This is a genomic window from Streptoalloteichus tenebrarius, from assembly GCF_024171885.1.
Taxonomy (GTDB): domain Bacteria; phylum Actinomycetota; class Actinomycetes; order Mycobacteriales; family Pseudonocardiaceae; genus Streptoalloteichus; species Streptoalloteichus tenebrarius.
Genome location: NZ_JAMTCP010000051.1, coordinates 1 through 21601 on the forward strand (window position 1 = coordinate 1; position 21601 = coordinate 21601).

General features: G+C 72.4%; 20 protein-coding genes. 11 read left to right on the plus strand and 9 right to left on the minus strand.

Annotation, left to right across the window (positions count from 1 at the left end; all coding sequences use genetic code 11):
• Window positions 1-494 precede the first annotated feature (494 nt).
• The gene (locus LX15_RS28000; protein WP_253673231.1) at window positions 495-2096 is read right to left on the minus strand and encodes a CocE/NonD family hydrolase; all 1602 of its coding nucleotides are present in this window, start codon (window positions 2094-2096) and stop codon (window positions 495-497) included.
• Window positions 2097-2396: 300 nt separating this feature from the next.
• Here LX15_RS28000 and folP point away from each other — a divergent pair, with 300 nt between their 5' ends.
• Together folP and LX15_RS28010 are read left to right on the plus strand one after the other, a co-directional pair.
• Window positions 2397-3266 carry a dihydropteroate synthase gene (gene folP / locus LX15_RS28005; protein WP_253673233.1) on the plus strand — a complete coding sequence of 290 codons (870 nt, stop codon included), beginning with the start codon at window positions 2397-2399 and terminating at the stop codon, window positions 3264-3266.
• An 8-nt stretch (window positions 3267-3274) separates the two neighbouring features.
• Entirely contained in the window at window positions 3275-4216 is a 942-nt protein-coding gene (locus LX15_RS28010) for a glucosyl-3-phosphoglycerate synthase (protein ID WP_253673235.1), read from the plus strand.
• A gap of 208 nt (window positions 4217-4424) precedes the next feature.
• Here LX15_RS28010 and LX15_RS28015 read toward each other — a convergent pair whose 3' ends face one another.
• Window positions 4425-4781, minus strand: a complete 357-nt coding sequence (locus LX15_RS28015; protein ID WP_253673237.1) for a hypothetical protein — start codon at window positions 4779-4781, stop codon at window positions 4425-4427.
• Between the two features lies 1 nt (window position 4782).
• Window positions 4783-6528, minus strand: a complete 1746-nt coding sequence (locus LX15_RS28020) for an AbeC-like domain-containing protein (protein ID WP_253673239.1) — start codon at window positions 6526-6528, stop codon at window positions 4783-4785.
• 459 nt (window positions 6529-6987) lie between these two features.
• On the opposite strand from LX15_RS28020, the gene LX15_RS28025 reads away from it, so the two are divergent.
• From LX15_RS28025 to LX15_RS28045, 5 genes are all read left to right on the plus strand, one after another.
• Window positions 6988-7326, plus strand: a complete 339-nt coding sequence (locus LX15_RS28025) for a PadR family transcriptional regulator (protein ID WP_253673241.1) — start codon at window positions 6988-6990, stop codon at window positions 7324-7326.
• Window positions 7308-7964 (plus strand): permease prefix domain 1-containing protein, encoded by a 657-nt coding sequence (locus LX15_RS28030; protein ID WP_253673248.1) that lies wholly within the window; start codon window positions 7308-7310, stop codon window positions 7962-7964. The genes LX15_RS28025 and LX15_RS28030 overlap by 19 nt, the downstream gene beginning before the upstream one ends.
• A gap of 86 nt (window positions 7965-8050) precedes the next feature.
• Complete coding sequence (locus LX15_RS28035; RefSeq protein WP_253673250.1) at window positions 8051-8380, plus strand: DivIVA domain-containing protein; 330 nt, start codon at window positions 8051-8053, stop codon at window positions 8378-8380.
• On the plus strand, window positions 8377-8844 hold the full coding sequence (locus tag LX15_RS28040) for an SRPBCC family protein (RefSeq protein WP_253673252.1): 468 nt from the start codon (window positions 8377-8379) through the stop codon (window positions 8842-8844). Before LX15_RS28035 ends, LX15_RS28040 begins: the two co-directional genes overlap by 4 nt.
• Complete coding sequence (locus LX15_RS28045; RefSeq protein ID WP_253673261.1) at window positions 8841-9449, plus strand: DNA-3-methyladenine glycosylase I; 609 nt, start codon at window positions 8841-8843, stop codon at window positions 9447-9449. Before LX15_RS28040 ends, LX15_RS28045 begins: the two co-directional genes overlap by 4 nt.
• Window positions 9450-10358: 909 nt before the next feature.
• On the opposite strand, the gene LX15_RS28050 is transcribed toward LX15_RS28045, so the two are convergent.
• Window positions 10359-11150 carry an enoyl-CoA hydratase-related protein gene (locus tag LX15_RS28050; RefSeq protein WP_253673263.1) on the minus strand — a complete coding sequence of 264 codons (792 nt, stop codon included), beginning with the start codon at window positions 11148-11150 and terminating at the stop codon, window positions 10359-10361.
• A 58-nt stretch (window positions 11151-11208) separates the two neighbouring features.
• The gene (locus LX15_RS28055; RefSeq protein ID WP_253673265.1) at window positions 11209-11988 is read right to left on the minus strand and encodes a PaaX family transcriptional regulator; all 780 of its coding nucleotides are present in this window, start codon (window positions 11986-11988) and stop codon (window positions 11209-11211) included.
• Window positions 11989-12185: 197 nt separating this feature from the next.
• On the opposite strand from LX15_RS28055, the gene LX15_RS28060 reads away from it, so the two are divergent.
• Window positions 12186-12353: a DUF3117 domain-containing protein gene (locus LX15_RS28060; RefSeq protein ID WP_073487062.1), complete on the plus strand. Its 168-nt coding sequence runs from the start codon at window positions 12186-12188 to the stop codon at window positions 12351-12353.
• A 299-nt stretch (window positions 12354-12652) separates the two neighbouring features.
• A complete protein-coding gene (locus tag LX15_RS28065) occupies window positions 12653-14170 on the plus strand; it encodes a leucyl aminopeptidase (RefSeq protein WP_253673267.1) in 1518 nt (505 codons plus the stop codon).
• Window positions 14171-14260: 90 nt separating this feature from the next.
• Here LX15_RS28065 and LX15_RS28070 read toward each other — a convergent pair whose 3' ends face one another.
• The 3 genes from LX15_RS28070 to LX15_RS28080 all read right to left on the minus strand — a co-directional run bounded on the left by LX15_RS28070 (window position 14261) and on the right by LX15_RS28080 (window position 17470).
• The gene (locus tag LX15_RS28070; protein WP_253673269.1) at window positions 14261-15532 is read right to left on the minus strand and encodes a pentapeptide repeat-containing protein; all 1272 of its coding nucleotides are present in this window, start codon (window positions 15530-15532) and stop codon (window positions 14261-14263) included.
• A gap of 62 nt (window positions 15533-15594) precedes the next feature.
• Window positions 15595-16389, minus strand: coding sequence for a PhzF family phenazine biosynthesis protein (locus LX15_RS28075; protein ID WP_253673277.1), 795 nt, complete (start codon window positions 16387-16389; stop codon window positions 15595-15597).
• A gap of 160 nt (window positions 16390-16549) precedes the next feature.
• A complete protein-coding gene (locus LX15_RS28080) occupies window positions 16550-17470 on the minus strand; it encodes a LysR family transcriptional regulator (RefSeq protein ID WP_253673286.1) in 921 nt (306 codons plus the stop codon).
• 65 nt (window positions 17471-17535) lie between these two features.
• On the opposite strand from LX15_RS28080, the gene LX15_RS28085 reads away from it, so the two are divergent.
• Window positions 17536-18825, plus strand: coding sequence for an MFS transporter (locus LX15_RS28085; protein WP_253673288.1), 1290 nt, complete (start codon window positions 17536-17538; stop codon window positions 18823-18825).
• Here the strand turns inward: LX15_RS28085 and glgA are convergent.
• Window positions 18804-19988, minus strand: a complete 1185-nt coding sequence (gene glgA, locus LX15_RS28090) for a glycogen synthase (RefSeq protein WP_253673290.1) — start codon at window positions 19986-19988, stop codon at window positions 18804-18806. The genes LX15_RS28085 and glgA overlap by 22 nt on opposite strands.
• A 151-nt stretch (window positions 19989-20139) precedes the next feature.
• On the opposite strand from glgA, the gene glgC reads away from it, so the two are divergent.
• Window positions 20140-21357: a glucose-1-phosphate adenylyltransferase gene (gene glgC, locus LX15_RS28095; RefSeq protein ID WP_253673292.1), complete on the plus strand. Its 1218-nt coding sequence runs from the start codon at window positions 20140-20142 to the stop codon at window positions 21355-21357.
• Window positions 21358-21601: the final 244 nt, after the last annotated feature.

Genomic DNA, 21601 nt, shown 5'->3' on the forward strand with positions numbered 1-21601 from the left:
CTCGGGGCCGGCTCTGGTGTTCGAGCCCGGCCGGTTCGACGTGTTCCTGCGGCAGGTCAGGCGGTAGGTCGTTGCTCTGGGTGTCCTTCGTCGCCCGGTGATCCTGCTCGGATGGTGGCGTGGGTGAGTCCCGGGTGAGGCGAGCCTCGGAGTTGTCCACAGTCACCCGATTTCCTCCACAGGGCCTGGTGTGGGCCTTGGGCGCGGGGTGGTGGGCCGATAGGCTGGAGCAGGGCTCGCCCCCCAGGGCGGGTGGGGGCTGTACCGGAGTAGTGGGGCGCGGGTGACCGTGCCGGGGCCGCCACCAGGAGTTCTCGGGGCATTGAGGATGAGGGCCGCGTCGTGTGTGGCTGCCTGGCCCCGACGTGCGGGGAAGTGGCGGGAAGCCCCCCAGGGCGTCGTGACGGGGAAGAGCGGCTGATCTGTCCTTAGTGGACGAAGGGTGCGGTCGGGACGCCGTTGTCCCGACCGCACCCGTGGTCCGGCGGTGTCCGTCAGGCCGTGGGGATCCGCAGCCAGGACGGGTCGCCCTCCGGCGAGCCGAAGGTCACCGTGGCCCCGCGCTGGCTCATGCCGACGTAGCGCGGGTCGACGGTGTCGACCACCAGGACCAGTCGGTGCCCGGCCGGGACGTTCCAGGTCACGGGCTCCAGGTCGATGTCGACGCTCTGGGCGACACCGGGCTTGGCGCCGCGCAGCGTGAGCGGCTTGTGCGTGATCAGTGCGCCGTCGCCGAGCGAGCCCACGTCGTACAGGTAGGCGTAGAGCGTCGTGGTGGCCGCGCTCGGGGTGACGGTGGTGTGCAGGCGCGGAGCACCGTTGACCGTGGTGGCCCTGTCGTAGCTGGGACCCCACCAGACGCCGGCGTCGGCGCGGTTCACCTGGGGCATCCACACCCCCGTGGGGATGTTGAAGAAGCCCTGCAACATGCCACTGACCATGATCGTGCCGCTGTTGGCGGCGGTGTCCCACCCGGTGTTGATGCGGTGCGTCCAGCCGGTCGCCGGGGAGCCGGCCAGCGAGCCGGTCACCTGCGGCGAGGTCCAGCCCGTCGTCGGCTGGGTCAGGTAGAACGTGCTCGTGCGCCCGGTGGCCGCCTCCCAGCTCGGGTAGCTGCGCCAGCCCCCGCCGTTGTTCGGCTTCAGGTGCACCGGGTTCTCGCGGTCGATGCCGTTGTCCACCCCGCGCAGGTGGTGGTCGAACCAGCGCCGGGTGTTCTCCCAGATCTCGTTGGGGAACCCGGCCGCGCCGAACAGCTCGGGGGTGGCGTGGTCGCCGGGGCTGAGCATGAGCCGCTTCGGGCCGCTGACGCGGTTGTAGAAGTCGACGAGCTGGCTGGGCGGGAAGATGCCGTCCTGCCAGGGGTGCGCGATCATGACGGCCGGGCGGTTGGCGTTGATCTGGTCGACCTTGGTGGACACCGAGCGCTCCGGCGCGATCGGCAGCACCTTGTCGAAGTTCCCCGCGCGGTAGTCCGCCTCGGCCTGCCGCAGCTCGGGGCCTGGCCGGCCGGTCAGGTGGCCCAGCCCCATCAGCAGCTCGACGGCCTGGAAGCTCACCGTGTGGTTCGGGTAGAGGGAGGCGGCGAGGTCGGCCCAGCCGCTCATCGCCGAGACCGCGCGCACCCGCCGGTCGGCGGCGGCGGTCAGGAGGCTGATGCCCGAGCCGTAGGAGATGCCGGCCATGCCGACCCGCGCGGGGTCGCCGCCGGCGTGCTCGATCGCCCAGTCGATGACCCTGCGGGCGTCCGCGACGTCGGTCGGTCCGGCCACCCCGATCTCGCCGCCGGAGTCCCAGAAGCCCCGGCTGGTGTAGCTGACCACGACGTACCCGGATTCGTAGGCCATCTTCCACGCGGCGCCGACGTACTCCAGGTTGTTCACACCCCAGCTCGACGGCAGCACCAGCAGCGGGTGCGGTCCGGGGCCGCGTCCGGTCGGCCGGATCACGAACGCCTTGAGCGGCGTGCCGCCCTCGCCGGGGATGGTCTCGTACCGCGTGGTGAAGCCGGGCGCGGCGGTGGCCGCCGGGGTGACCAGGAGCGAGCCGAGCAACGCGGTCAGGGCCGCGAGCAGGAGCAGGGGGATCCGCCGCATCCCGACCTCCTTGAACGTGAGGTTTCTTCGGTGTTACTGCCGGGTAATGGTCGTGGAGTGGATCACATGATCGGCGTCACTGTGACCAAGGTCACCGCGAGCTGTTGACGTCCACCGTGACCGCGTTGACGTGCGGAGATCGATTCAGCGCGGTGGCGGATGCCTTCTGGCTCCCGCCGTTCGGGTTACTCTCTGTGGCGCACGAGGGTGATGGTGCTCACGAGAGTTCGACAGAAGTGAGCGAGGTCACATCGGTCGCCGCGCGGCGGTTCCGCTGTCATCGCCTGGCACGATCGGGACGTGAGCACGCTGCGGTTCGGCAAGCGCGAGGTCCGGCAGGACCGCGCCCTGGTGATGGCGATCGTCAACCGGACCAGGGACTCCTTCTACGACCGCGGCGCGACCTTCGCCGAGGACGCCGCGCTGGCCGCCGTCGACCGCGTGGTGGCCGAGGGCGCCGACATCGTCGACATCGGAGGCGTGCGCGCCGGGTCGCACGGCGAGGTCGTCGACGTCGACGAGGAGATCCGGCGCGTCGTCCCGTTCGTCGCCGCCGTGCGCGAGCGCCACCCCCGCCTGGTGATCAGCGTCGACACCTGGCGGCACGAGGTCGGGCGGCTGGTCTGCGAGGCGGGCGCCGACCTGCTCAACGACACCTGGGCCGGGGCCGACCCCCGGCTCGCCGAGGTCGCCGCCGAGTTCGGCGTCGGCATCGTGTGCTCCCACACCGGAGGCCTCGCCCCGCGCACCGACCCCCACCGCGTCCGCTACGCCGACGTGGTCGCCGACGTCGTCGAGGAGGTGACCCGGCAGGCCGAGCGGATGGTGCGCCTCGGCGTGCCCAGGGAGGGGGTGCTGATCGACCCCACCCACGACTTCGGCAAGAACACCTGGCACAGCCTGGAGCTGCTGCGCCGGCTGGACGAGCTGGTGGCCACCGGGTGGCCGGTGCTGATGGCCCTGTCGAACAAGGACTTCGTGGGCGAGACCCTCGACGCCGAGGTGGGCGAGCGGGTCGACGGGACGCTCGCGGCGACCGCGGTCGCGGCGTGGGCCGGCGCGAAGGTGTTCCGTGCGCACAACGTCCGGCAGACCCGGCACGTGGTGGAGATGGTCGGCAGCATCGCCGGGACCCGTCCGCCCGCGCGGGTGCTGCGGGCCATGGCCTGACCGTCGTCATGCGGTCCGACGTCGAGCGCTGGTTCGCCGCGCGCACGATTCAGTATCCACAGTGGACTGTTGAGGAGCTGCGCTCGGCCAAGGGCGGGCGCACGGTGAGCGTCGTGCTGCCCGCGCTGAACGAGGAGTCCACGGTGGGGGACGTGGTGGCCGCCGTGCTCCCCCACACGTCCACAGTGGACGGACGGCGGCTGGTGGACGAGGTCGTCGTGGTCGACTCCGGGTCCACCGACCGCACGGCGGAGGTGGCGGCCTCGGCCGGCGCGCGGGTGGTGCGCCGCGAGGACGTCGTGCCGCACCTGCCGCCGGTGCCCGGCAAGGGCGAGGTCCTGTGGCGCTCCCTCGCCGCGACCACCGGCGACCTCGTGGTCTTCCTGGACTCCGACCTGGTCGAGGTCGACGTGGGTTTCGTCCCCGCGCTGCTCGGGCCGTTGCTCACCGTCGACGGCGTGCACCTGGTCAAGGGCTTCTACCGCCGGCCGCTGCGGATGGAGAACAGCGAGGCGGACAACGGCGGAGGGCGGGTCACCGAGCTACTCGCCCGCCCGCTGATCGCCGCCCTGCGGCCGGAGCTGTCCGGCATCGTGCAGCCCCTCGGCGGCGAGTACGCGGCGACGCGCGAGTTGCTGGAGTCCGTGCCGTTCGCCGCCGGCTACGGCGTGGAGATCGGGCTGCTGCTCGACACGGCCCACCGGTACGGCGTGGACGCCATCGCGCAGGTCAACCTCGGTGTCCGGAAGCACCGCAACCGCTCCCTGCGCGCGCTGGGCGTCATGGCGCGCCAGATCCTCGGCACCGTGCTCCGCCGGTGCGGCCTGCCGGACGACGGCGGCCCCTACGCGCAGTTCGCACAGGTGGCCGGCGAATGGCTGCCCGACGAGACCGAGGTCCGGCTCGGCGACCGGCCACCGATGCGCGAGGTGCTCGCGGCCGAGCGGTGACCCGCGCCGCGAGCGGGCCTGCGGCCAAGCGGTGACCGGCGCCGCGAGCGGGCCTGCGGCCGAGCGGTGACCCGTCGGTCGCGCTGATCCGCATGCCGGCGGCCGATGCCGTGCCGTGGTGCCCAGTTCCGTGATGACCAGTGCCGTGGTGCCCTGTGCGGTGGTGCCCAGTTCCGTGATGACCAGCGCCGTTGCGGCGCCCGGGCTGTCAGAGCAGCTTGCCGATCCCGTCGGCGATCTCCGCGATCGCGCCGCCGGCGGTCAACGCGGTGAGCAGGCCGCGCAGGCGCTGCCACCGGTCCCGCACGCGCCGGGGGTCGGGCTCGTCCGCCGCCAGCTCCTCCGCGAGCAGCTCCGCGTGCGCGTCGGCCCGCGCGTAGGCCGGGTCGTCCGCGTGCGCGGCCAGCTCCACGCGGAGCCGGGCGACGAGCGCGCGCAGGTCGTCACCCCGCAGCGCGCCGCCGATCGTCACGTCGCCGACGTCGACCTTGTTGTGCCGGCCCCCGAAGTTGGCGCCGACGACGGTGCTGCCGGTGATGTGGGTGTTCCTGCCTCGGTTGGCCACGTCAGTCCTTCCCGCCGCCCTCGTTGTCGCGGCTCATCGTGGCGTTGCCGGTGGTGACCGTGTTGCCCCTGCCGCCGATGTTGAGCCCGGAGACCTGGCTGTCGTTGATCACGGTGTTGTGGATGACCGCCGACGTGCTGCCACTGAACTCCTTGGTGGAGTAGCCGTGCTCCTCCAGGCAGTCGGCGATGGCCGCCATGGCCCTGCGCTCCATCAGCTTGACGTGCCGGATGCCGTCCATCTCGTGGAAGTACGTCTCGCCGTGCCGGCCGGCGGCCAGCTCGCGGATGCTGCGCCGCGACCCGTAGGTGGAGGGGAGGATGGCCTGCTCGGAGAAGATCCCGTTGCGGCGGGCCACCTCCCGCACCACGCGGAAGATCGTCCGCAGCCGCCGGAACACCGTGCCCGGCATGGCCACCAGGTCGACCAGCGCCCGCGCCACCGCGTTCGACAGGCGGGCCTCCGCCCACTCGCCGCGCGCGTAGTAGGGGGCGACGGGGTTGAGCTGGAAGGCGTTCCACTCGACGTAGAGCGTCCGCTCGTCGCACCCGATGTGCAGGTAGCTGGAGATGACCAGCTCCTTGTGCCAGGTCTCGACGCGGAAGCAGCGGTAGTAGCGGATCCACTCCGGGCTCCGCTCGGTCAGGCCCCGCACCACCTCGGTGGGCAGCCAGTTGGCCGGCGTGGACGCCGGGCTGGGCAGGATGTGGCAGGCCAGCTCCTCGTGCCGGTAGCGGATGAGGGACCGCGCCGACACGACCACGTGCTCGCTGTCGGACAGCTCGCGCAGCCGCAGGCCGGGGGCGAGGTTGTCCGAGGCCCGCATCCGCTTCAGCTCGTCCGCCACCCGGTCGTACAGCTCCACCGGGCTGAGCGGCGTCGGCTCCTCGTCGTCCCCCGCCTCCTCGTCCCGGCGAAGCCGCACCGCGATGGACCAGGACCGGGACAGCGACCCGGATCCGACGAACGCGCGCCACCCGTCGTGCACCACGAGGTTGCCGCGCTGGCCGGCGTTCGCGATGAGCTGCAACCGCTGGGCGTGCGGCTGCCACCCGGAGGCCCTCAGCGCGTGGTCGAGCCTGCCGTCCTGGGGCTGGGGTTGGCGGAACCGCCCGTAGGTGAAGTGGTTGACGAGCAGGTGCCGCAGGGCCAGCCGGTCGGCCAACAACACCGCGAGCATCACGGCGAGCAGCAGGAACACCGCGACGCCCGGGGCGACGGCGTCCACCGCCTCGTCGACGGGGTCGCGGTAGGTGGAGCGGCGGCCGTAGCCGGTCGTCGGGGGTGACAACGCGTTCACGAGGAAGAACAACAGGGCCACCAGGATGGTGGCGGTGACCAGGCCGGTCCTGGCGCTGCCGGGCGGCGAGCCGCCCCGCACCCTGGCCGCCGCCGCGGACATCCCGTGGACCATCAGCCAGACGACGGCGACCGCGATCCACGCGACCGCGGTCACCGGCGCGATGATCAGGATGACCAGGAACAGCACCAGGACGGCCGTGTCGCGCAGCACCCGCCGCCGGCGGGCCGCCAGCGCCTCCCTGAGCACGACGGCCGCGTCCACGCCGGGGGAGGGCGGGACCGCTCTCCTGGGTTCGGCGAGGAACTCCTCGATCGCGTTGTCCGCGAAGTTCTCGTCCAGGTGCGCCGCGGCCGAGAGGTGCCGGGTCGCCTCGTCGTCCCACTGCGGTGCGGCGGCGGCCGCGACGGCCTGGTCGCCCGGGTTCGCAATCGATTCAGCGGTCATCAGACCTCCAGCGCGACGGGCTGTGGGGAGATCGGTGGTGGCCCGAAGTGTTGACCCCCGTTGGCACCAACGGAAAGGAATCGGTCGCCTTCCACACGGATGGGCTAGTTCACCGGTACGTTTCCCGGCAACGACGCCGCGGAAGGGTGAGCGCGGCTCGGACGAACGGGCGGCACTGGTCATTCGCTTTCGGCGCGAGGGCGATTTCTGCGCGTCGCCCCAATGTGGGATGCCCCTGTCCCTCAACTCGGGCGTGGTGCCCTCGGGAGCCGCGAGGGCTCGGGGCGCGCCGGTCGCCGCATCGGGCGCCCCCGGCCCCGGGATGACCTGTCCGACACCCCTCGATCCACTGTGGAGGGCGGTCCGCACCTCGGCGTTCCCGCGCTCCGGGACGGTCCGCCTCCGTTCAGCCACCGGGCGGTGACACACCTCCGGGGGGCATCCGTAGACTCACTACACGTGAAGGCGGACGCGCTGCGTGGGCACCTGGATGCCTTGCTGCTGGCCACCCTCGACGGCCGCGAGCTGCATGGTTACGCGATCATCGAAGCGCTCCAACTCCGCAGTGGCGGGGCGCTGGACCTGCCGACCGGGACGGTCTACCCGGCGCTGCGGCGGCTGGAGCGGGCGGGCTACGTGCGGAGTGAGTGGACGACCGTCTCCGGTCGCCAGCGCCGCACCTACCAACTGACCACCGCCGGCAAGAAGGCGCTCACCGCGGAGCGCGCGGCATGGCGGGAGTTCACCACGGCCATCGAGGGTGTGCTGGGGAGCGGACCGTGGCCGGCCAAAGCCTGATCGACGACTACGTCGACGCGCTCGCCGCGCGCCTGCGCGGCCCGGCGGCCCTGCGCCGCGACCTGCTCACCGAGGCCAGGGACAGCCTGCACGACGCGGCCGAGAGCTACCTCGACGCCGGCTTCGACCCCGAGGAGGCGCAGCGGCGCGCCGTCGAGGACTTCGGCCCGGTCGGCCGGATCGCCAGGGAGTACCAGGCCGAGCTGGCCGTGGCCCACGGCGTGCGGTTCGTCCGTTCCCTGCTGCTGCTCATCCCGCTCGTGCACGGCCTGTGGGAGCTGAACCGCCTGCTGTGGGTCGGCGAGGGGCAGCCGGACTGGTACCGCACCGTCGCCCAGGCCACCGACCTGACCTCGTGGGTGCTCGCCGGCTCCGCCGCGGTCATCCTGATCGCGTTCCGGTGGCTGGCCCGGCTCATCGGCGACACCCGGCTGGTCGGCCGGCTCACCGGCGCGTGGTCGGTCGGCGCGGTCGGGGTCTACGGCTTCAGCCTGCTCACCGTCGTGGTCGCCACGGCGGGTGTCGACCCGGGCCTGGTGCTGCTCTCCCCGCCGGTGCTGCTGGCGACCCTGGTGACCTTCGCCGTGGTCGCCCGCCTCGTCGTGCTCGCCCGTCGCTGCTTCGTGCTCGTCGCCTGAGCCCTCCGCCCGCGCGGAGGTGCTCGTCGGAAAGCCGCGCGCCCGGCCGCCGGACGACGGTCGGCCGGGCGTGCCACGATCTGGGCGTGACCACCGCGCTCATCTACCTCGTCGTCATGGTCGCCGTGGCGGCGGTGGTGTTCCTGATCGCCTCGGCCGTGTTCGGGCGGGGCGAGGAGCTGGCCCCGCTGCCCCCGGGCGCCTCGCCCACCCGACTCCCGCCCGCCGAGGTCACCGGCGACGACGTCAGGGCCCTCCGGTTCCAGCAGGCGGTGCGGGGCTACCGCATGTCCGAGGTCGACTGGGCGCTGGAGCGCCTGGCCGGCGAACTGGACCAGCTCCGGGGCCGCGTCGCCGAGCTGGAACGCGAGCTGGCCGACCGGACGCCGTCGGAATCGTCGGAACCGTCGGAATGAGCCCCGCCGGCCGCGCCCCCGCGATCCACCTGGAGCTGACGACGCCGGTCGCGGCGCCGCCCGAGGTGGTGTTCGCGGCCGCCACGGACTGGACCCGGCAGCGGGAGTGGATGCTCGGCACCCAGGTCCACGTGGTGGCCGGCTCCGGCCACAGCGTGGGGTCCCGCCTGGTCGCCTTCACCGGCGCGGCCGACCTCGGCTTCCTGGACACCATGGAGATCACGGTCTGGGACCCGCCGCGACGCTGCGAGGTCCGGCACCTCGGCCGCCTCCTGCGTGGCTTCGGGGTCTTCTCCGTCCGGCCCCACGGGCGCGGCGCGGTGTTCGTCTGGGAGGAGCACCTCCACGCGCCGCTCGGCCCGCTCGGCGTGGCCGGCTGGACGCTCCTCGGCCCCCTCGTCCGGTGGGGCCTGCGCCGCTCGTTGACCACCTTCGCCTCGTTCTGTCAGGAGTACCCACGATGAGCGGTCCGGCCCTCGGCGCCGACGGCCTCGCCCGCTGCCCCTGGGGCGCGTCCACCCCGGACTACGCCGTCTACCACGACACGGAGTGGGGCGTGCCGCTGCGCGGGGTCACGGCCCTGTTCGAGCGCATGTCACTGGAGGCGTTCCAGTCGGGGTTGTCGTGGCTGGTGATCCTGCGCAAGCGGGAGGGCTTCCGCCGCGCCTTCGCCGGCTTCGACCCCGAGACGGTCGCCGGGTTCGGCCAGGACGACGTGGCCCGCCTGCTCGGCGACACCGGGATCGTGCGCAACCGCGCCAAGATCGAGGCGACGATCAGGAACGCGCGGGCCGTGTGCGACCTCGCCGAGCCCCTGGACGACCTGCTGTGGTCGTTCGCGCCGGACCACGAGGGCCGGCCGGCGCCGGAGTCGTTGAGCGACGTGCCGGCGACGACGGCGGAGTCCAAGGCGATGGCGAAGGAGCTGAAGCGGCGCGGCTTCGTCTTCGTCGGCCCGACCACCTGCTACGCGCTGATGCAGGCCACCGGCATGGTCAACGACCACCTCGCCGGCTGCTGGCGCCGCGCGGCGGTTCCGGTCGTGGACGTGTCCCGACCGGTCGCGTGACACCGGGGAAGGACCTCTGAACGACGGCCTTTCCGTGGGCTGGCTGATCCCGCCTCCCGCTGGGCGAACGCTGGACGACGTCCGCGCCCTGTCGGAGAAGTGCCGGCACTGGAGTCCCGGTTGCTCATCGGATGGCAGTTGGAGATCGACATCGACGTCATGGCGGCCGAGAGCCCGCTCGACCCCCTCACCCCTGACGTCGTGGTGTTCTCCGTGGACGGGCCGCTGACGACGAGGCCGATCAAGGGAGCGAACGTCCTGCTCGTGGTGGAGGTCGTCTCGAAGGGGGCCTGGCGGGAGGTCCGAGGGTCCAAGCCCATCGCGTACGCCGAGGCCGGAACCCGCACCTCTGGCGGGTCGAGAGTCCGGCGAGCGGGGCGCTCGGCGTCTGCGTGCACACCGTCGAATTCGACGAGAACCGTGGCGGGTGCGGGGCCACCGGGGAGCACCAGGACGGTCTCGTCACCGCGTCGCCGTTCACGGCGGACGCCGACCTGAATCGGCTGACCTTCCAGGGCTGGCACCGCTCACCGCCCCCACAGGAGCGCCCACCATTCCCGCCCTCGGGACAGCCCCCACCCGCCCTGGGGGGCGACCCCGCGTCCAGCCTACCGAGAGCGGACCCGCCCCCGCACCCCCAGAACCGTCGCCTGTGGACAACTCCGGAGAAATCCGCTCCCGTTCACCCGAACATCGGGTAACCGAGGACAACAGCCGATGGAGGTTGGGGATAACTCATTGCCCGAAAGTGTAGATCGCGACGCGCTTTCTGTTCACTGCCAAGGAAAGACGCGACACTGGAAAGCCCGGCCTCCGCCCGGGAGGAACCCGCGCCGCGAGCACGTCACGAGCACGCCGCGAGTTCGCTCCCGAGCGAGGACAGCCGAAACGCCGAGCCCCTCCCGTCGGTCAGCGACCGGTGAACCGGGGCTTCCGCTTGGCCACGAACGCCTCCACCGCCTCGCGGTGGTCCGCCGTCGCGCCGGCCTCGGCCTGCGTGCGCGCCTCCACGGCGAGCGCCGCCTCGACCGCCGCGCCCGCCGCCGCCAGCATGGCCTCCTTGATCTTCGCGTAGGCGGTGGTCGGCCCCGCCGCCATCCGCCCGGCGATCTCCTGGGCCACGGCCAGCGCCTCGCCGTCCGGCACGACCCGGTTGACCATGCCGATCCGCAGCGCCTCCTCGGCGCCCACCGGCTCGGCCAGCAACATCATCTCCATCGCCCTGCCGTGGCCGACCAGCCTCGGCAGCGTCCACGACGCGCCCGAGTCCGCCGCGAGCCCGACGTTGGCGAAGGCCATGAGGAACTTCGCCGACTCCGCCGCCACCCGCAGGTCACACGCGTACGCCAGCGACGCGCCCGCGCCCGCCGCCGTCCCGTTCACGGCCGCGATCATCGGCTTCGGCATGTGCAGCACCGCCGTGATCAGCGGGTTGTAGTGCTCCTCGACCGTGCGCAGCGGAGCCGGGTCACCCGAGGTGAGCAGCTCGACGTGCTCCTTGAGGTCCTGCCCCGCGCAGAACGCCCGCCCCGCGCCGGTGACGACCACCGCGCGCACCGCGTCGTCGGCCGCCGCCTCGCGCATCGCGCCCAGCAGCTCCTCCTTCAACGCCGTCGTCAGCGAGTTGTACGCCTCCGGCCGGTTCAGCGTGAAGGTGCGCACGCCCTCGGTGTCGTCGATCAGCAACACGGCTTCGGACACGGGTGTCCTCCCTCTCCTCGGTGCGTCGGCGTCGGCGTCGGTTCGGCGACACCGCCGTTCACTGGCCGTCCAAGCAGGACTCGACGAAGCGGTTCGCGCCCGGCGCGAGCCGCCCCGTGTGGTGGTCGAAGAACCGCGCCGCCGCCCGTCCCGGCCAGTCCTCGGGCAGGAGCTGCGGCGGCAGCCCGGGATCGCGGAACAGGAACTTGCGCCACGCGTGCAACAACTGTTGCGAGGCGGCGAACGCCTCGGCCGCCGCTGAGGCGTCCACAGCGGACACCCGGGGCTCCCACTCGGCGACGAACGCCGCGTAGTCCCCGCCCAGCTCGGCCAGGTCCCACGCCCGCGCGGCCAGCTCGGTGTCGTCGCCGTCGTGCTCGCCGTGGAACGTGCGCGCGGCGACCTCCTCCGAGGTCAGCACGTCGGTCAGCTCGGGGGAGGGGCGGGGCGCGACCCAGGTGACGGGTCCCAGCTCTCCGTAACCGAGCAGGCGCAGCGAGGAGGTGAGCCGGTCGCGCGCGGGGCGGGGAGGAAGCTCCTCCAGCACCACCACGTGCCATCGTCCGTCCCAAGTGGACGGACGCGTCCGGTAGATGCGCGCCGCGGCCTCGTCCAGCCGCGTCTCGGCCCGTGGCGTGAGCGCGTACCCGGGGCCGGCGGGCAGCCGCACCGGGCGCAGCCATCCCTGGCGCACCGTGCGGGAGACCGCCGTGCGCACGGCGGGCGCGGCGAAGCCGAGCGGTTCGAGCAGGCGCACGAGGGCGGCGATCGTCGCGGCGCCACCCCGCTCCCTGAGATGGCCGCCGTAGACGTCGAACAACGCTGAACGAGCCCGCACGACGGCTGAGTTTGTCAGCCCGAAAGCCACTCGACCAGTGCGGTTGGCGAGTGTGTGACCAGCGCGGAATCCGGCTTCGCGCGACACGAAGTGATCGTTCGGTTTCGTCCGTGCGTACGAATGGGGGAGAATGGACCCCGCACCCGGCGCGCTGGGCGGTGTGTCGGGCGGGGAAGAGTTGACGGAGGGAGCACGCTATGGCGGCCATGAAGCCCCGGACCGGCGACGGTCCCCTCGAGGTCACCAAGGAGGGTCGCGGGATTGTGATGCGCCTCCCGCTCGAGGGTGGTGGGCGCCTCGTCGTCGAGATGTCGGCGGAGGAGGCCAGCGAGCTGGGCGACGCCCTGAAGGCCGCTGCGGGCTGAGGTAGCCGAACCGCCAACCGGCCGGCCCGGCCAGACAACGTCCGGCCCCGGCTTCCCCATCCAGACGCTCATCCCCGACGTCCGCCGCGGGATCGAGCCCCTCGGAGGCGCCCCACCGGTCTTCTGGCCGGTGGGGCCGGTTTCCGCGGCGGCCGTTCGCGGGGGTGAGCGACTGGCACGGGGAGCCGGGGCCGGCACACATCGTCAGGCCCCTCGCCCGGCGGTCTCGGCTCCGTCGCGCGTCGTCGCGCCGGCCGGCCGCCCACGCGAGGGAGGATCACCTGTTAGGAGCGTCACAAGTGCCGTCACCGTTGCCCTCCGTTCCCACGCCGCTGGTCGATGTGCAGGTCACGACCGCGCCCCGGCGTGGCGTCCCGCTCGCCGTCGTGGCCTCACCGGCCGACGAGACCGGCTCGGCGCCGGTTCTCGGCCCCCACGCCGACCGGTTGGGACTCGACGCGGAGTGGCTGGAGCTGGTCGGCGCGACCGGCAGGGCCGGGCAGACCCACGCGGTGCCCGCGCCCGACGGCTCCCAGGGCTGGCTGGTGGGCGTCGGCTCCGGCGACGCCCGCGCGTGGCGCTCGGCCGGCGCCGCGCTGATGCGGGCCGTCGACGGCCAGGCCGCCAACGAGCAGCGCGAGGGCCGACGCCCGGCGCGCGCCGTGCAGGTGGCCCTGCCGGAGAGCGCCGACACCGAGGCGGTCGCCGCGTTCGCGCTGGGAGCCATGCTCGGCAGCCACGCGTTCAAGGTGACCAACGAGCGCACCGCCCGCACGAAGGAGCTGCGCCTCGTCCCGCCCGCCGGCGCCGACGAGGCCGCCGTGGCCGAGGCCGTGCGCGAGGCGTCGATCCTGGCGAGGGCGACCGGACTGGCCAGGGACCTGGCCAACACCCCCTCCGACGTGAAGGACCCGGCCTGGCTGGCCGGCACCGCCGCCCGGCTGGCCGAGGCCGCGCCCGGCCTCACCGCCACCGTGCGCGACGAGGCGTGGCTCGCGGAGAACGGCTTCGGCGGCATCCTCGCCGTCGGCGGCGGCTCGGTCCGCCCGCCGCGCCTGCTGGAGCTGAGCCACCGCCCGCGCGGCAGCGCCAAGGCGCCGCACCTGGTGCTGGTCGGCAAGGGCATCACCTTCGACACCGGCGGCATCTCGATCAAGCCCGCCGAGGGCATGCACCTCATGCGCACGGACATGTCGGGCGGCGCGGCGGTCATCGCCGCCCTGATCGCGATCGCCGAGCTGAACCTGCCGGTGCGGGTCACCGGGCTGGTGCCGTGCGCGGAGAACCACGTCTCCGGGTCGGCGTACCGCCCCGGCGACGTCGTGCGCCACTACGGTGGGACCACCACCGAGGTGACCAACACCGATGCCGAGGGCCGCATGGTGATGGCCGACGCCCTCGCCTACGCGGTGCGTCAGCTCAAGCCGAGCCTGCTGGTCGACGTCGCCACCCTCACCGGCGCGATGAAGGTCGCGCTGGGCCTGCGCACCGGCGGCCTGTTCGCCACCGAGGACGAGCTGGCCGAGCGGATCAACGAGGCGGGTCGGCGCACCGGCGAGGCGTGGTGGCGGATGCCGCTGCTGGACGACCACGCGGCCGACGTGCGCAGCGACATCGCGGACGTCCGGCAGTGCCCGCCCGGCCCCGGCGGCATCACCGCCGCCCTGTTCCTGCGCGAGTTCACCGGCGGCCTGCCCTGGGCGCACCTGGACATCGCCGGCCCGGCGCGCGCCGACCGGGTCTATGACGAGGTCAACCCGGGCGGCACCGGTTTCGCCGCCCGCACCCTCGTGGAGTTCGCCCGCTCCTACTGCTGACGACTCATTCCGACGGCGCGCCCCGATCACCTTCGGGGCGCGCCGTCGCTTCTGGCCCCTCAGCTCGTCGCTCGTTCTCCGCTCGCGAACTCACTCACCGCTCTCCCTCTGTTCCTGTTCGCCCTTCGCTTCTTCCGCCTCTCGCGCGATGGCCGGTGTGTACGGTTCGCCTCCCAACGTCGCCTTCTCGAACGAAGGCGAGTTTTCGAACGCGGCGTCCTCGAAGTCGGGCCTGGTCACGAAGGTGGTTCCGACAAAACGAGTGTGCCCTTTGAAGATGGTGTCTTCGAAGTCGGCGACTTCGTTGAAGGTCGTGGTTATGAACGCGGTGTCGCCGTTGAAGGTGGCCGTATTGAAGATCGCCATTTCCCTGAAGGTTGCCCCCATGAAGATGGCGAATCTGGAAAACGTGGCACAGGGGAACAGGGTGAAGCCTTCGAAGACGGTTCCCGAGAACCGGGTTTCGCAGTCGAAGGTGGCCCCGACGAAACTGACATCGTCAGTGAAGGTCGTCCTCTCGAATGTCGCGTGGCCGGTGAAGATGGACCAGTCGAAATTGGCGAAAGGAATATGACACGCTCTCAGGTCGATCTCGATGAGCGTGGCTCTGGTGAGGTCGAGGGTGAGAACCTCGGGCCAGAAGCTCTTGTTGGTGGGGATGCCGTCGCTGTCGTAGGTGGGGCGGAGGTGAGCGGCGAGAATACGCTGAGCGGCGAGACGGACGTCTCGTTCCAGTTCGGCTTCTCGACGACTCGGATTCTTGGGAGCCGTGTCACGGCCATGAGGTCGGGCTAATCTTTTTCGTTGGTTCTTGTTGGTGACCAGGGGACGCTCGACGTTCGCGCTCCCTGTTCGGTCGCCTGTTTCTGGGGGAGGGGTGTAGGGCGTGCGGAGGTAGCCGCACAGGAGGTTGACAATGGTCTGTCGATGCTCGGGGTTGTTCTGGGCGAGTCGTTCCAGGGCGTAGAGGCCGGCTAATCGGACCACGTGTTTGTCGGAGCCGAGTTGTTCGGCGGCCTTGGTGTACAGCTCGGTGATCCGACGCTCGGTCGCGTCGTGTTCGGTGATCTGACTGGTGCGTTCGGACAGGCGGTGGGCCTGTTCGGTGGACCACTGCCGACGGCTGGCCAGCACCAGGGCCACGACACCGCCGGTGCCCGCGCCGACGCTCAGCGCGGTCTTCACGAGGTCGGTGCGTTCGCCGACTGATGCTGGGTCGAGCGCCCACACCAACACCACGATGGTGAGTCCGGTGATCAGCAGGACCGGCAGGACCACCACACTGGCCAGCCACCACAGCGACTCCGGTCGTGCCCGCCACCGGCGTTTTCCTTGCCGCTTCGGCTCTTCCGTCTCTTCCACGCCCGACATGATCGGCGGAACCGGGCCGCTCCAAGACCGGTTCCGCCGATCCGACGGTCAGCTCAGGGCGCGATGTGGAACTCGCCGGAGTAGGTGCTGAGGGCGCGGCCGCCGAGCAGGAGCCGGTCCCCGTCGACGTCGACCGAGAGGACGCCCCGCCGGGGCGACGCCTGGACGGCCGTCAGGCGGGAGCGACCCAGGCGTCGTGACCACAGTGGACCGAGGCAGCAGTGCGCCGACCCGGTCACCTGGTCCTCGTCCACCCCGAGGTTGGGCGCGAACACGCGGGACGTGAAGTCGGCCCCGTTCGCGCCGCCCTGCGCGGTGACGGTCACCCGCAGGACCGGGAAGTCCCGCAGCCGCGCGGTGTTCGGCTGGAGCCGCTCGACGGCCTCCGGCGAGTCCAGCTCGACCACGAAGTCGTTCTCGGCCAGCCCGAACCACGGTTCGTCGGCCACGCCGAGGGCGTCGAGGAGGCCGTCCGGGGCCGAGGCCTCCACCAACTCGACCGGGGACAGCTCCAACCAGATCTGGTCGCCCTCGGGCCGGGCCACCAACGTCCCGCCCCCGGTGCGGAACGTGATCGGCTGGCCGGCCGGCACGGCCCCGTTCTCGTACAGCACGTGCGCGGCGGCGAGGGTCCCGTGGCCGCACAGCGGGAGTTCCGTGCTGGGGGTGAACCACCGGATGCCGTAGCCCTCGGACTCCGGCCACACGAACACCGTCGCGGGCTGGTTGAACTCCGCGCCGACCCGCCGCAGCCACGTCTCCTCCGCCGGCTCCTCCAGCAGGAGGACGGTGGCGGGATTGCCGCCGAACGGCGTCGTGCTGAACGCGTTCACCCCGTAGAACCGCACCTGTTGACGCTCCTCGTGCTCGTGGCCCGTCCGCTGCGGGCGGTAGGGAGGATCGTGTTGCCCCGATCGGGGCTGGTCAAACGGTGTTCGAGGTCACGGCGCCTGCCTTTTCGGTCACATCGTGACGGTCGCGACGGGACGAGGACGCGGGGCGGCGGCCTCAGCGCTGGGCCGTCCGCGAGCGCTGACGGGCGAAGTCGCGGAAGGCCCGCACCGACGGCGGCAGGGGGCGGTCGGCGGCCCAGACCAGGCCGATCGTGCGGCTGGCTCCGGGCAGCAGGTCCAGCTCGACCGTGCCGGGCGGGGGCATCGGCCAGGCACGGCAGACCACCGTCACGCCCAGCCCCGCCGCGACCAACCCGCGCAGGGTGTCCGTCTCCTCGCCCTCGAAGGCCAGACGCGGGCTGAAGCCCGCCTTCGCGCACAGCGCGTCGGTGATCTGCCGCAGGCCGTACCCCGGGCTGAGGGCGACGAAGTCCTCGTCGGCCAGCTCGACCAGGCGCACGCGACGCCGTTTCGCCAGGCGGTGGTGTTCGGGCACCAGCACCACGAGCGGCTCCTCGTGCAGGGGCGCCGCCGCGAAGTCGGGGGAGTCGGTCGGCGGTGGCGAGGTGAGCACGAGGTCGACCTCGCCCAGTCGGAGCCGGTCCAGCAACCCCTCGTGGGACCCCTGCACCAGCGCGAACCGCACCTGGGGGAACCGCTCCCGGAACCCCTGCACCAGGTGGGGGACGAGGGTCTGGCCGAGCGTGTGCAGGAACGCGAGCGAGACGTGACCCCTTCCGGGGTCCGCCTCCTCCACCGCCCGGCGGTATCCGCTGGTCACGGCCGCCAGGGCGTGTTCGGCGGCGTCCGCGAGGAACCGGCCGGCCCTGGTGAGCTGGACGCGTCGTCCCACCCGGACGACGACCGGGGTGCCCAGCTCCTCGCCCAACGCGGCGAGCCAGCGGCTCACGGTGGGTTGCGGAATGCCCAGGCGCTCCGCCACGCGGGTGATGTGCGGGTCCCTGCCGAGTTCCCGGAGCAGCGTGAGCCGGGGCGCGAGCCCGGTGGCCAGCGCTTCCGCCCTCTCATTCAGCACGGTATGGATTCTGGCCGTTCTTCGTATTGGACGCATCGGTTGGGGCATGCCTAGCGTCGCCGCTCGTGACCTCCCTGACCGGGTCGACAGCCCCACCGGTGCCCCTGCGCCGCATCGGGATCGCGGTGTTGTGCGCGGGGCTCGCGGTGTTCGCCCTGCTCTACGCGCCCCAGCCGGTCCTGCCGCAGATCGCGGCCGAGTTCCGGCTCGACCCGGGGACGGCGGCGCTGGCCGTCACCGTCAGCACCGCGGCCGTCGCGGTGGCGGTCGTGCCCGTCGCGACCGTGTCCGAGGCGGTGGGCCGCCGCCCCGTGATGCTGGTGTCGCTGGCCCTCGCCGTCCTGGTCGGCGTGGCGATGCCCTTCGCGCCCACCTTCGGCGCGCTGGTCGCGCTGCGCGCGGTGCAGGGCGTGGCGGTCGCCGGACTGCCGGCCACGGCCATGGCGTACCTGGCCGAGGAGATCGGCTCGACGCGGCTGGGCTCGCTCATGGGTGTCTACGTCGCCGGCACCACCGTCGGGGGGATGAGCGGCCGACTGGTCGCCGGCGTCGTGGCCGACGACGTGTTCGTGCGCGACGCCGGGTGGCGGGGTGGTCTCGTCGCCGTCTCGGTCCTGTCGGCCGTCTGCGGCCTGCTGGTCGCCTGGCTGCTCCCCGCGTCCCGTCGGCACCAGCGGCAGCCGCTGCGGGTCGCCCCGCTCATCGCGGGCCTGCGCTCCGCCGTCACCGATCCGGTCCTGTACGGGCCGTACGTGGTGGCCGTGCTGTCGGTCGGGTCCTTCATCGGGATCTACAACGCCATCGGGTTCCGGCTCGTGTCGCCGCCGTTCCAGGTCAGCCCCGCCGTCGCCGCGTTGGTGTTCCTCGCGTACGCGGCCGGCGGGATCTGCTCGGCGGTGGCCGGCCGCCTCGCCGACCGGTTCGGCCGGCCCGTCGTGCTGCTCAGCGCCCTGGCGCTGACCGCGGTCGGCGTCGTCATGACCCTGCCCGACCAGCTCGGGTGGGTGCTGGCCGGCCTGGCGGTGCTCACCGGCGCGTTCTTCGCCGCGCACGCGGTCTCCAGCGGGTGGGTCGGCGCGCGGGCCGACCCGGCGGCCAGGGGGCAGGCGTCCTCGGTCTACCTGTTCGCGTACTACCTGGGCAGCAGCGTCGGGGGATGGCTCGGCAGCACGGTGTACGGCGTGTGGGGGTGGTCCGCCCTCGTCGCGACCACCTGCGCGTGGTTGTCCGCCGCGGTCGTCGCCGTGGTCATGGCGACGTGGTTGCCGGCCCACTCCTCGGCGGACGGCCGGGGGCGCAGGGCCGAGGAGTTCGATGTGGACGGTGCGGACCGTCAGGAGAGGATCTCGCGGTAGACCTCCACGGTCCGTTCCGCCACCGTCGCCCAGGAGAACTCCTCGACCGCCCGTTGCCGGCCGGCCCGCCCCATCGCCGCCGCCCGCGCCGGGTCCGCCAGCAGCTCGTTGACCGCGTCGGCGAGCGCACGCTCGTACTCCTCGGGCTCCGACGCGTCGTAGGGCACCAGCAGCCCCGTCCTGCCGTGCGCGACGACCTCGGGGATGCCGCCGACGTCGGAGGCGACGACCGCGGTCCCGCACGCCATCGCCTCCAGGTTCACGATCCCCAGCGGCTCGTACACCGAGGGGCAGACGAACACCGTGGCGCGCGAGAGGATCTGGCGCAGTTCCGGCTGCTCAAGCATCCTCTGGACCCAGAAGACCCCGGGGCGGGCGCTGGCCAGCCGCGCCACGCGCGCGCTCGTCTCCTCGGCGATCTCCGGGGTGTCCGGGGCCCCCGCGCACAACACGACCTGCGCGTCGTGGTCGATCCGGTGCGCCGCGGACACCAGGTGCCCCACGCCCTTCTGCCGCGTGATCCGGCCGACGAACGCCACCACGGGACGGGCGGGGTCGATCCCGAAGCGCTCCAGCACGTCCGTCCCGTCCACGGGATGGAACGCGGTCGTGTCGATGCCGTTGCGCACCACGTGCACCCGGTCGGGGTCGAGCGCCGGGTAGCAGTCGAGGACGTCGGCGCGCATCCCCTCACTCACCGCGATCAGCGCGTCGGCGGCCTCGTAGGCGGTGCGCTCCACCCACGACGACAGGCGGTAGCCGCCGCCGAGCTGCTCGGCCTTCCACGGCCGGCGCGGCTCCAGCGAGTGCGTGGTGATCACGTGCGGGACGTCGTGCAGCACCTTGGCGAGGTGGCCGGCCAGGTTCGCGTACCAGGTGTGCGAGTGGACCAGGTCCACCCCGTCCACGGCCGCGGTGATCGACAGGTTCACCGCCAGGGCGCGCAGCGCCGGGTTCGCCCCGTCCAGCCAGCGTGCTCCGTCCTGCCCGATCGGGTGGTGATGGGGGATCGCGTCCCGCACCGCGTCGGCGCGCGGCCCGCCGAAGCAGTGGACGTCGACGTCGACGAGATCCCGTAGTCGGGGCACGAGGGAACCCACGTGGACTCCGGCGCCGCCGTAGACCTCCGGAGGGAATTCGCGGGTCAACACGCCGATGCGCACCCTTCCGGAGGTTAGTGGCGGCCGGTCGCGGACGGGGGCAGCGCGGGTGTGCTGCGCCCGGGTGAACGTTGGACGTCGGGGCCGGTCTCACCCCGTCCCGCCCCGGCTGGTCGGTGGCCGCTCCCCACGGCCCCGGATAGGGTCGGCCCTCGTGAAGGGGCAGCCCCACGTCCTCGGGATCGTGCTGGCGGGCGGTGAAGGAAAACGGCTGTGGCCCCTGACCGCGGACCGGGCCAAACCGGCCGTGCCGTTCGGGGGAAACTACCGCCTGGTCGACTTCGTGCTGTCCAACCTGGTCAACGCCGGCTACCACAAGCTGTGCGTGCTCACCCAGTACAAGTCCCACTCCCTGGACCGCCACATCTCCACCACGTGGCGGCTGTCCAGCGTGCTCGGCCAGTACATCACCCCGGTCCCCGCGCAGCAGCGACTCGGCCCCCGCTGGTACCTGGGCAGCGCGGACGCGATCTTCCAGTCGCTGAACCTGGTGTACGACGAGCGACCCGACCACATCGTGGTGTTCGGCGCCGACCACGTGTACCGGATGGACCCGGCGCAGATGGTGGAGCAGCACGTGGAGAGCGGGGCCGGGGTGACCGTCGCCGGCATCCGGGTGCCCAGGGCGGAGGCCAAGGCGTTCGGGTGCATCGACTCCGACGCGTCCGGGCGGATCACCCGGTTCCTGGAGAAGCCCGCCGAGCCGCCGCACGTCCCCGACGACCCCGAGGTGACCTTCGCGTCGATGGGCAACTACGTGTTCAGCACGGAGGTGCTCGTCGAGGCCCTGCGGTCGGACGCGGCCAACCCCGACTCCGACCACGACATGGGCGGCGACATCATCCCGTTGCTGGTGGCGCACGGCGAGGCCGCGGTCTACGACTTCGCCGACAACGTCGTGCCGGGCACGACCGAACGGGACCGGGGCTACTGGCGCGACGTCGGCACGCTCGACGCCTACTACGACGCGCACATGGACCTCGTGTCCGTGCACCCGGTGTTCAACCTCTACAACCGGCACTGGCCGATCCGCACGGCCACGCCGCCGTTGCCCCCGGCCAAGTTCGTGGAGGGCGGCACCGCGCAGGAGTCGATCGTCGGCCCCGGCTCGATCATCTCGGGGGCGTCCGTGCGGCACTCCGTGGTCGGGTGCGACGTCGTGGTGGAGGCCGGCGCGCACGTCGAGGGCAGCGTGTTGCTGCCGGGCGTGCGGGTCGGGAAGGGCTCGGTGGTGCGGCGGGCCATCCTGGACAAGAACGTGGTGGTCGCCGACGGCGCGCAGATCGGGCTCGACGCCGAGGTCGACCGGGAGCGCTGGACGGTCAGCACGAGCGGGGTCGTCGTCCTCGGCAAGGGAACGCGCGTCGACTGACGTCGCCCGCGCCGAGCCCACCGACCCCACCGACCCCGCTGAGCCCCCCGAGCCCGCCGGCCTCCGAACCTCGAAACCCGTGTCGTTTCCCGAGATTCGGCGGTTGATTTCCGGTTCCCCGTGACGAGGATTGACGAACAGGTGTCACCCCTTCGCGCGCATTTCCCGCCCTCGGTCGAAGAACCGCGGCGCGCCGGCGCGATGTGATCAACATATGGAGTGACGTTCCCACCCGAACTGTTGA

Excerpts from the sequence above, each read along its gene's own strand:
- LX15_RS28010 (WP_253673235.1), top strand. The coding sequence starts at position 3,275 with ATGCGGTCCGACGTCGAGCGCTGGTTCGCCGCGCGCACGATTCAGTAT.
- LX15_RS28060 (WP_073487062.1), top strand. The coding sequence starts at position 12,186 with ATGGCGGCCATGAAGCCCCGGACCGGCGACGGTCCCCTCGAGGTCACC.
- LX15_RS28045 (WP_253673261.1), top strand. The coding sequence starts at position 8,841 with ATGAGCGGTCCGGCCCTCGGCGCCGACGGCCTCGCCCGCTGCCCCTGG.
- LX15_RS28000 (WP_253673231.1), bottom strand. The coding sequence starts at position 2,096 with ATGCGGCGGATCCCCCTGCTCCTGCTCGCGGCCCTGACCGCGTTGCTC.
- LX15_RS28020 (WP_253673239.1), bottom strand. The coding sequence starts at position 6,528 with ATGACCGCTGAATCGATTGCGAACCCGGGCGACCAGGCCGTCGCGGCC.
- LX15_RS28040 (WP_253673252.1), top strand. The coding sequence starts at position 8,377 with ATGAGCCCCGCCGGCCGCGCCCCCGCGATCCACCTGGAGCTGACGACG.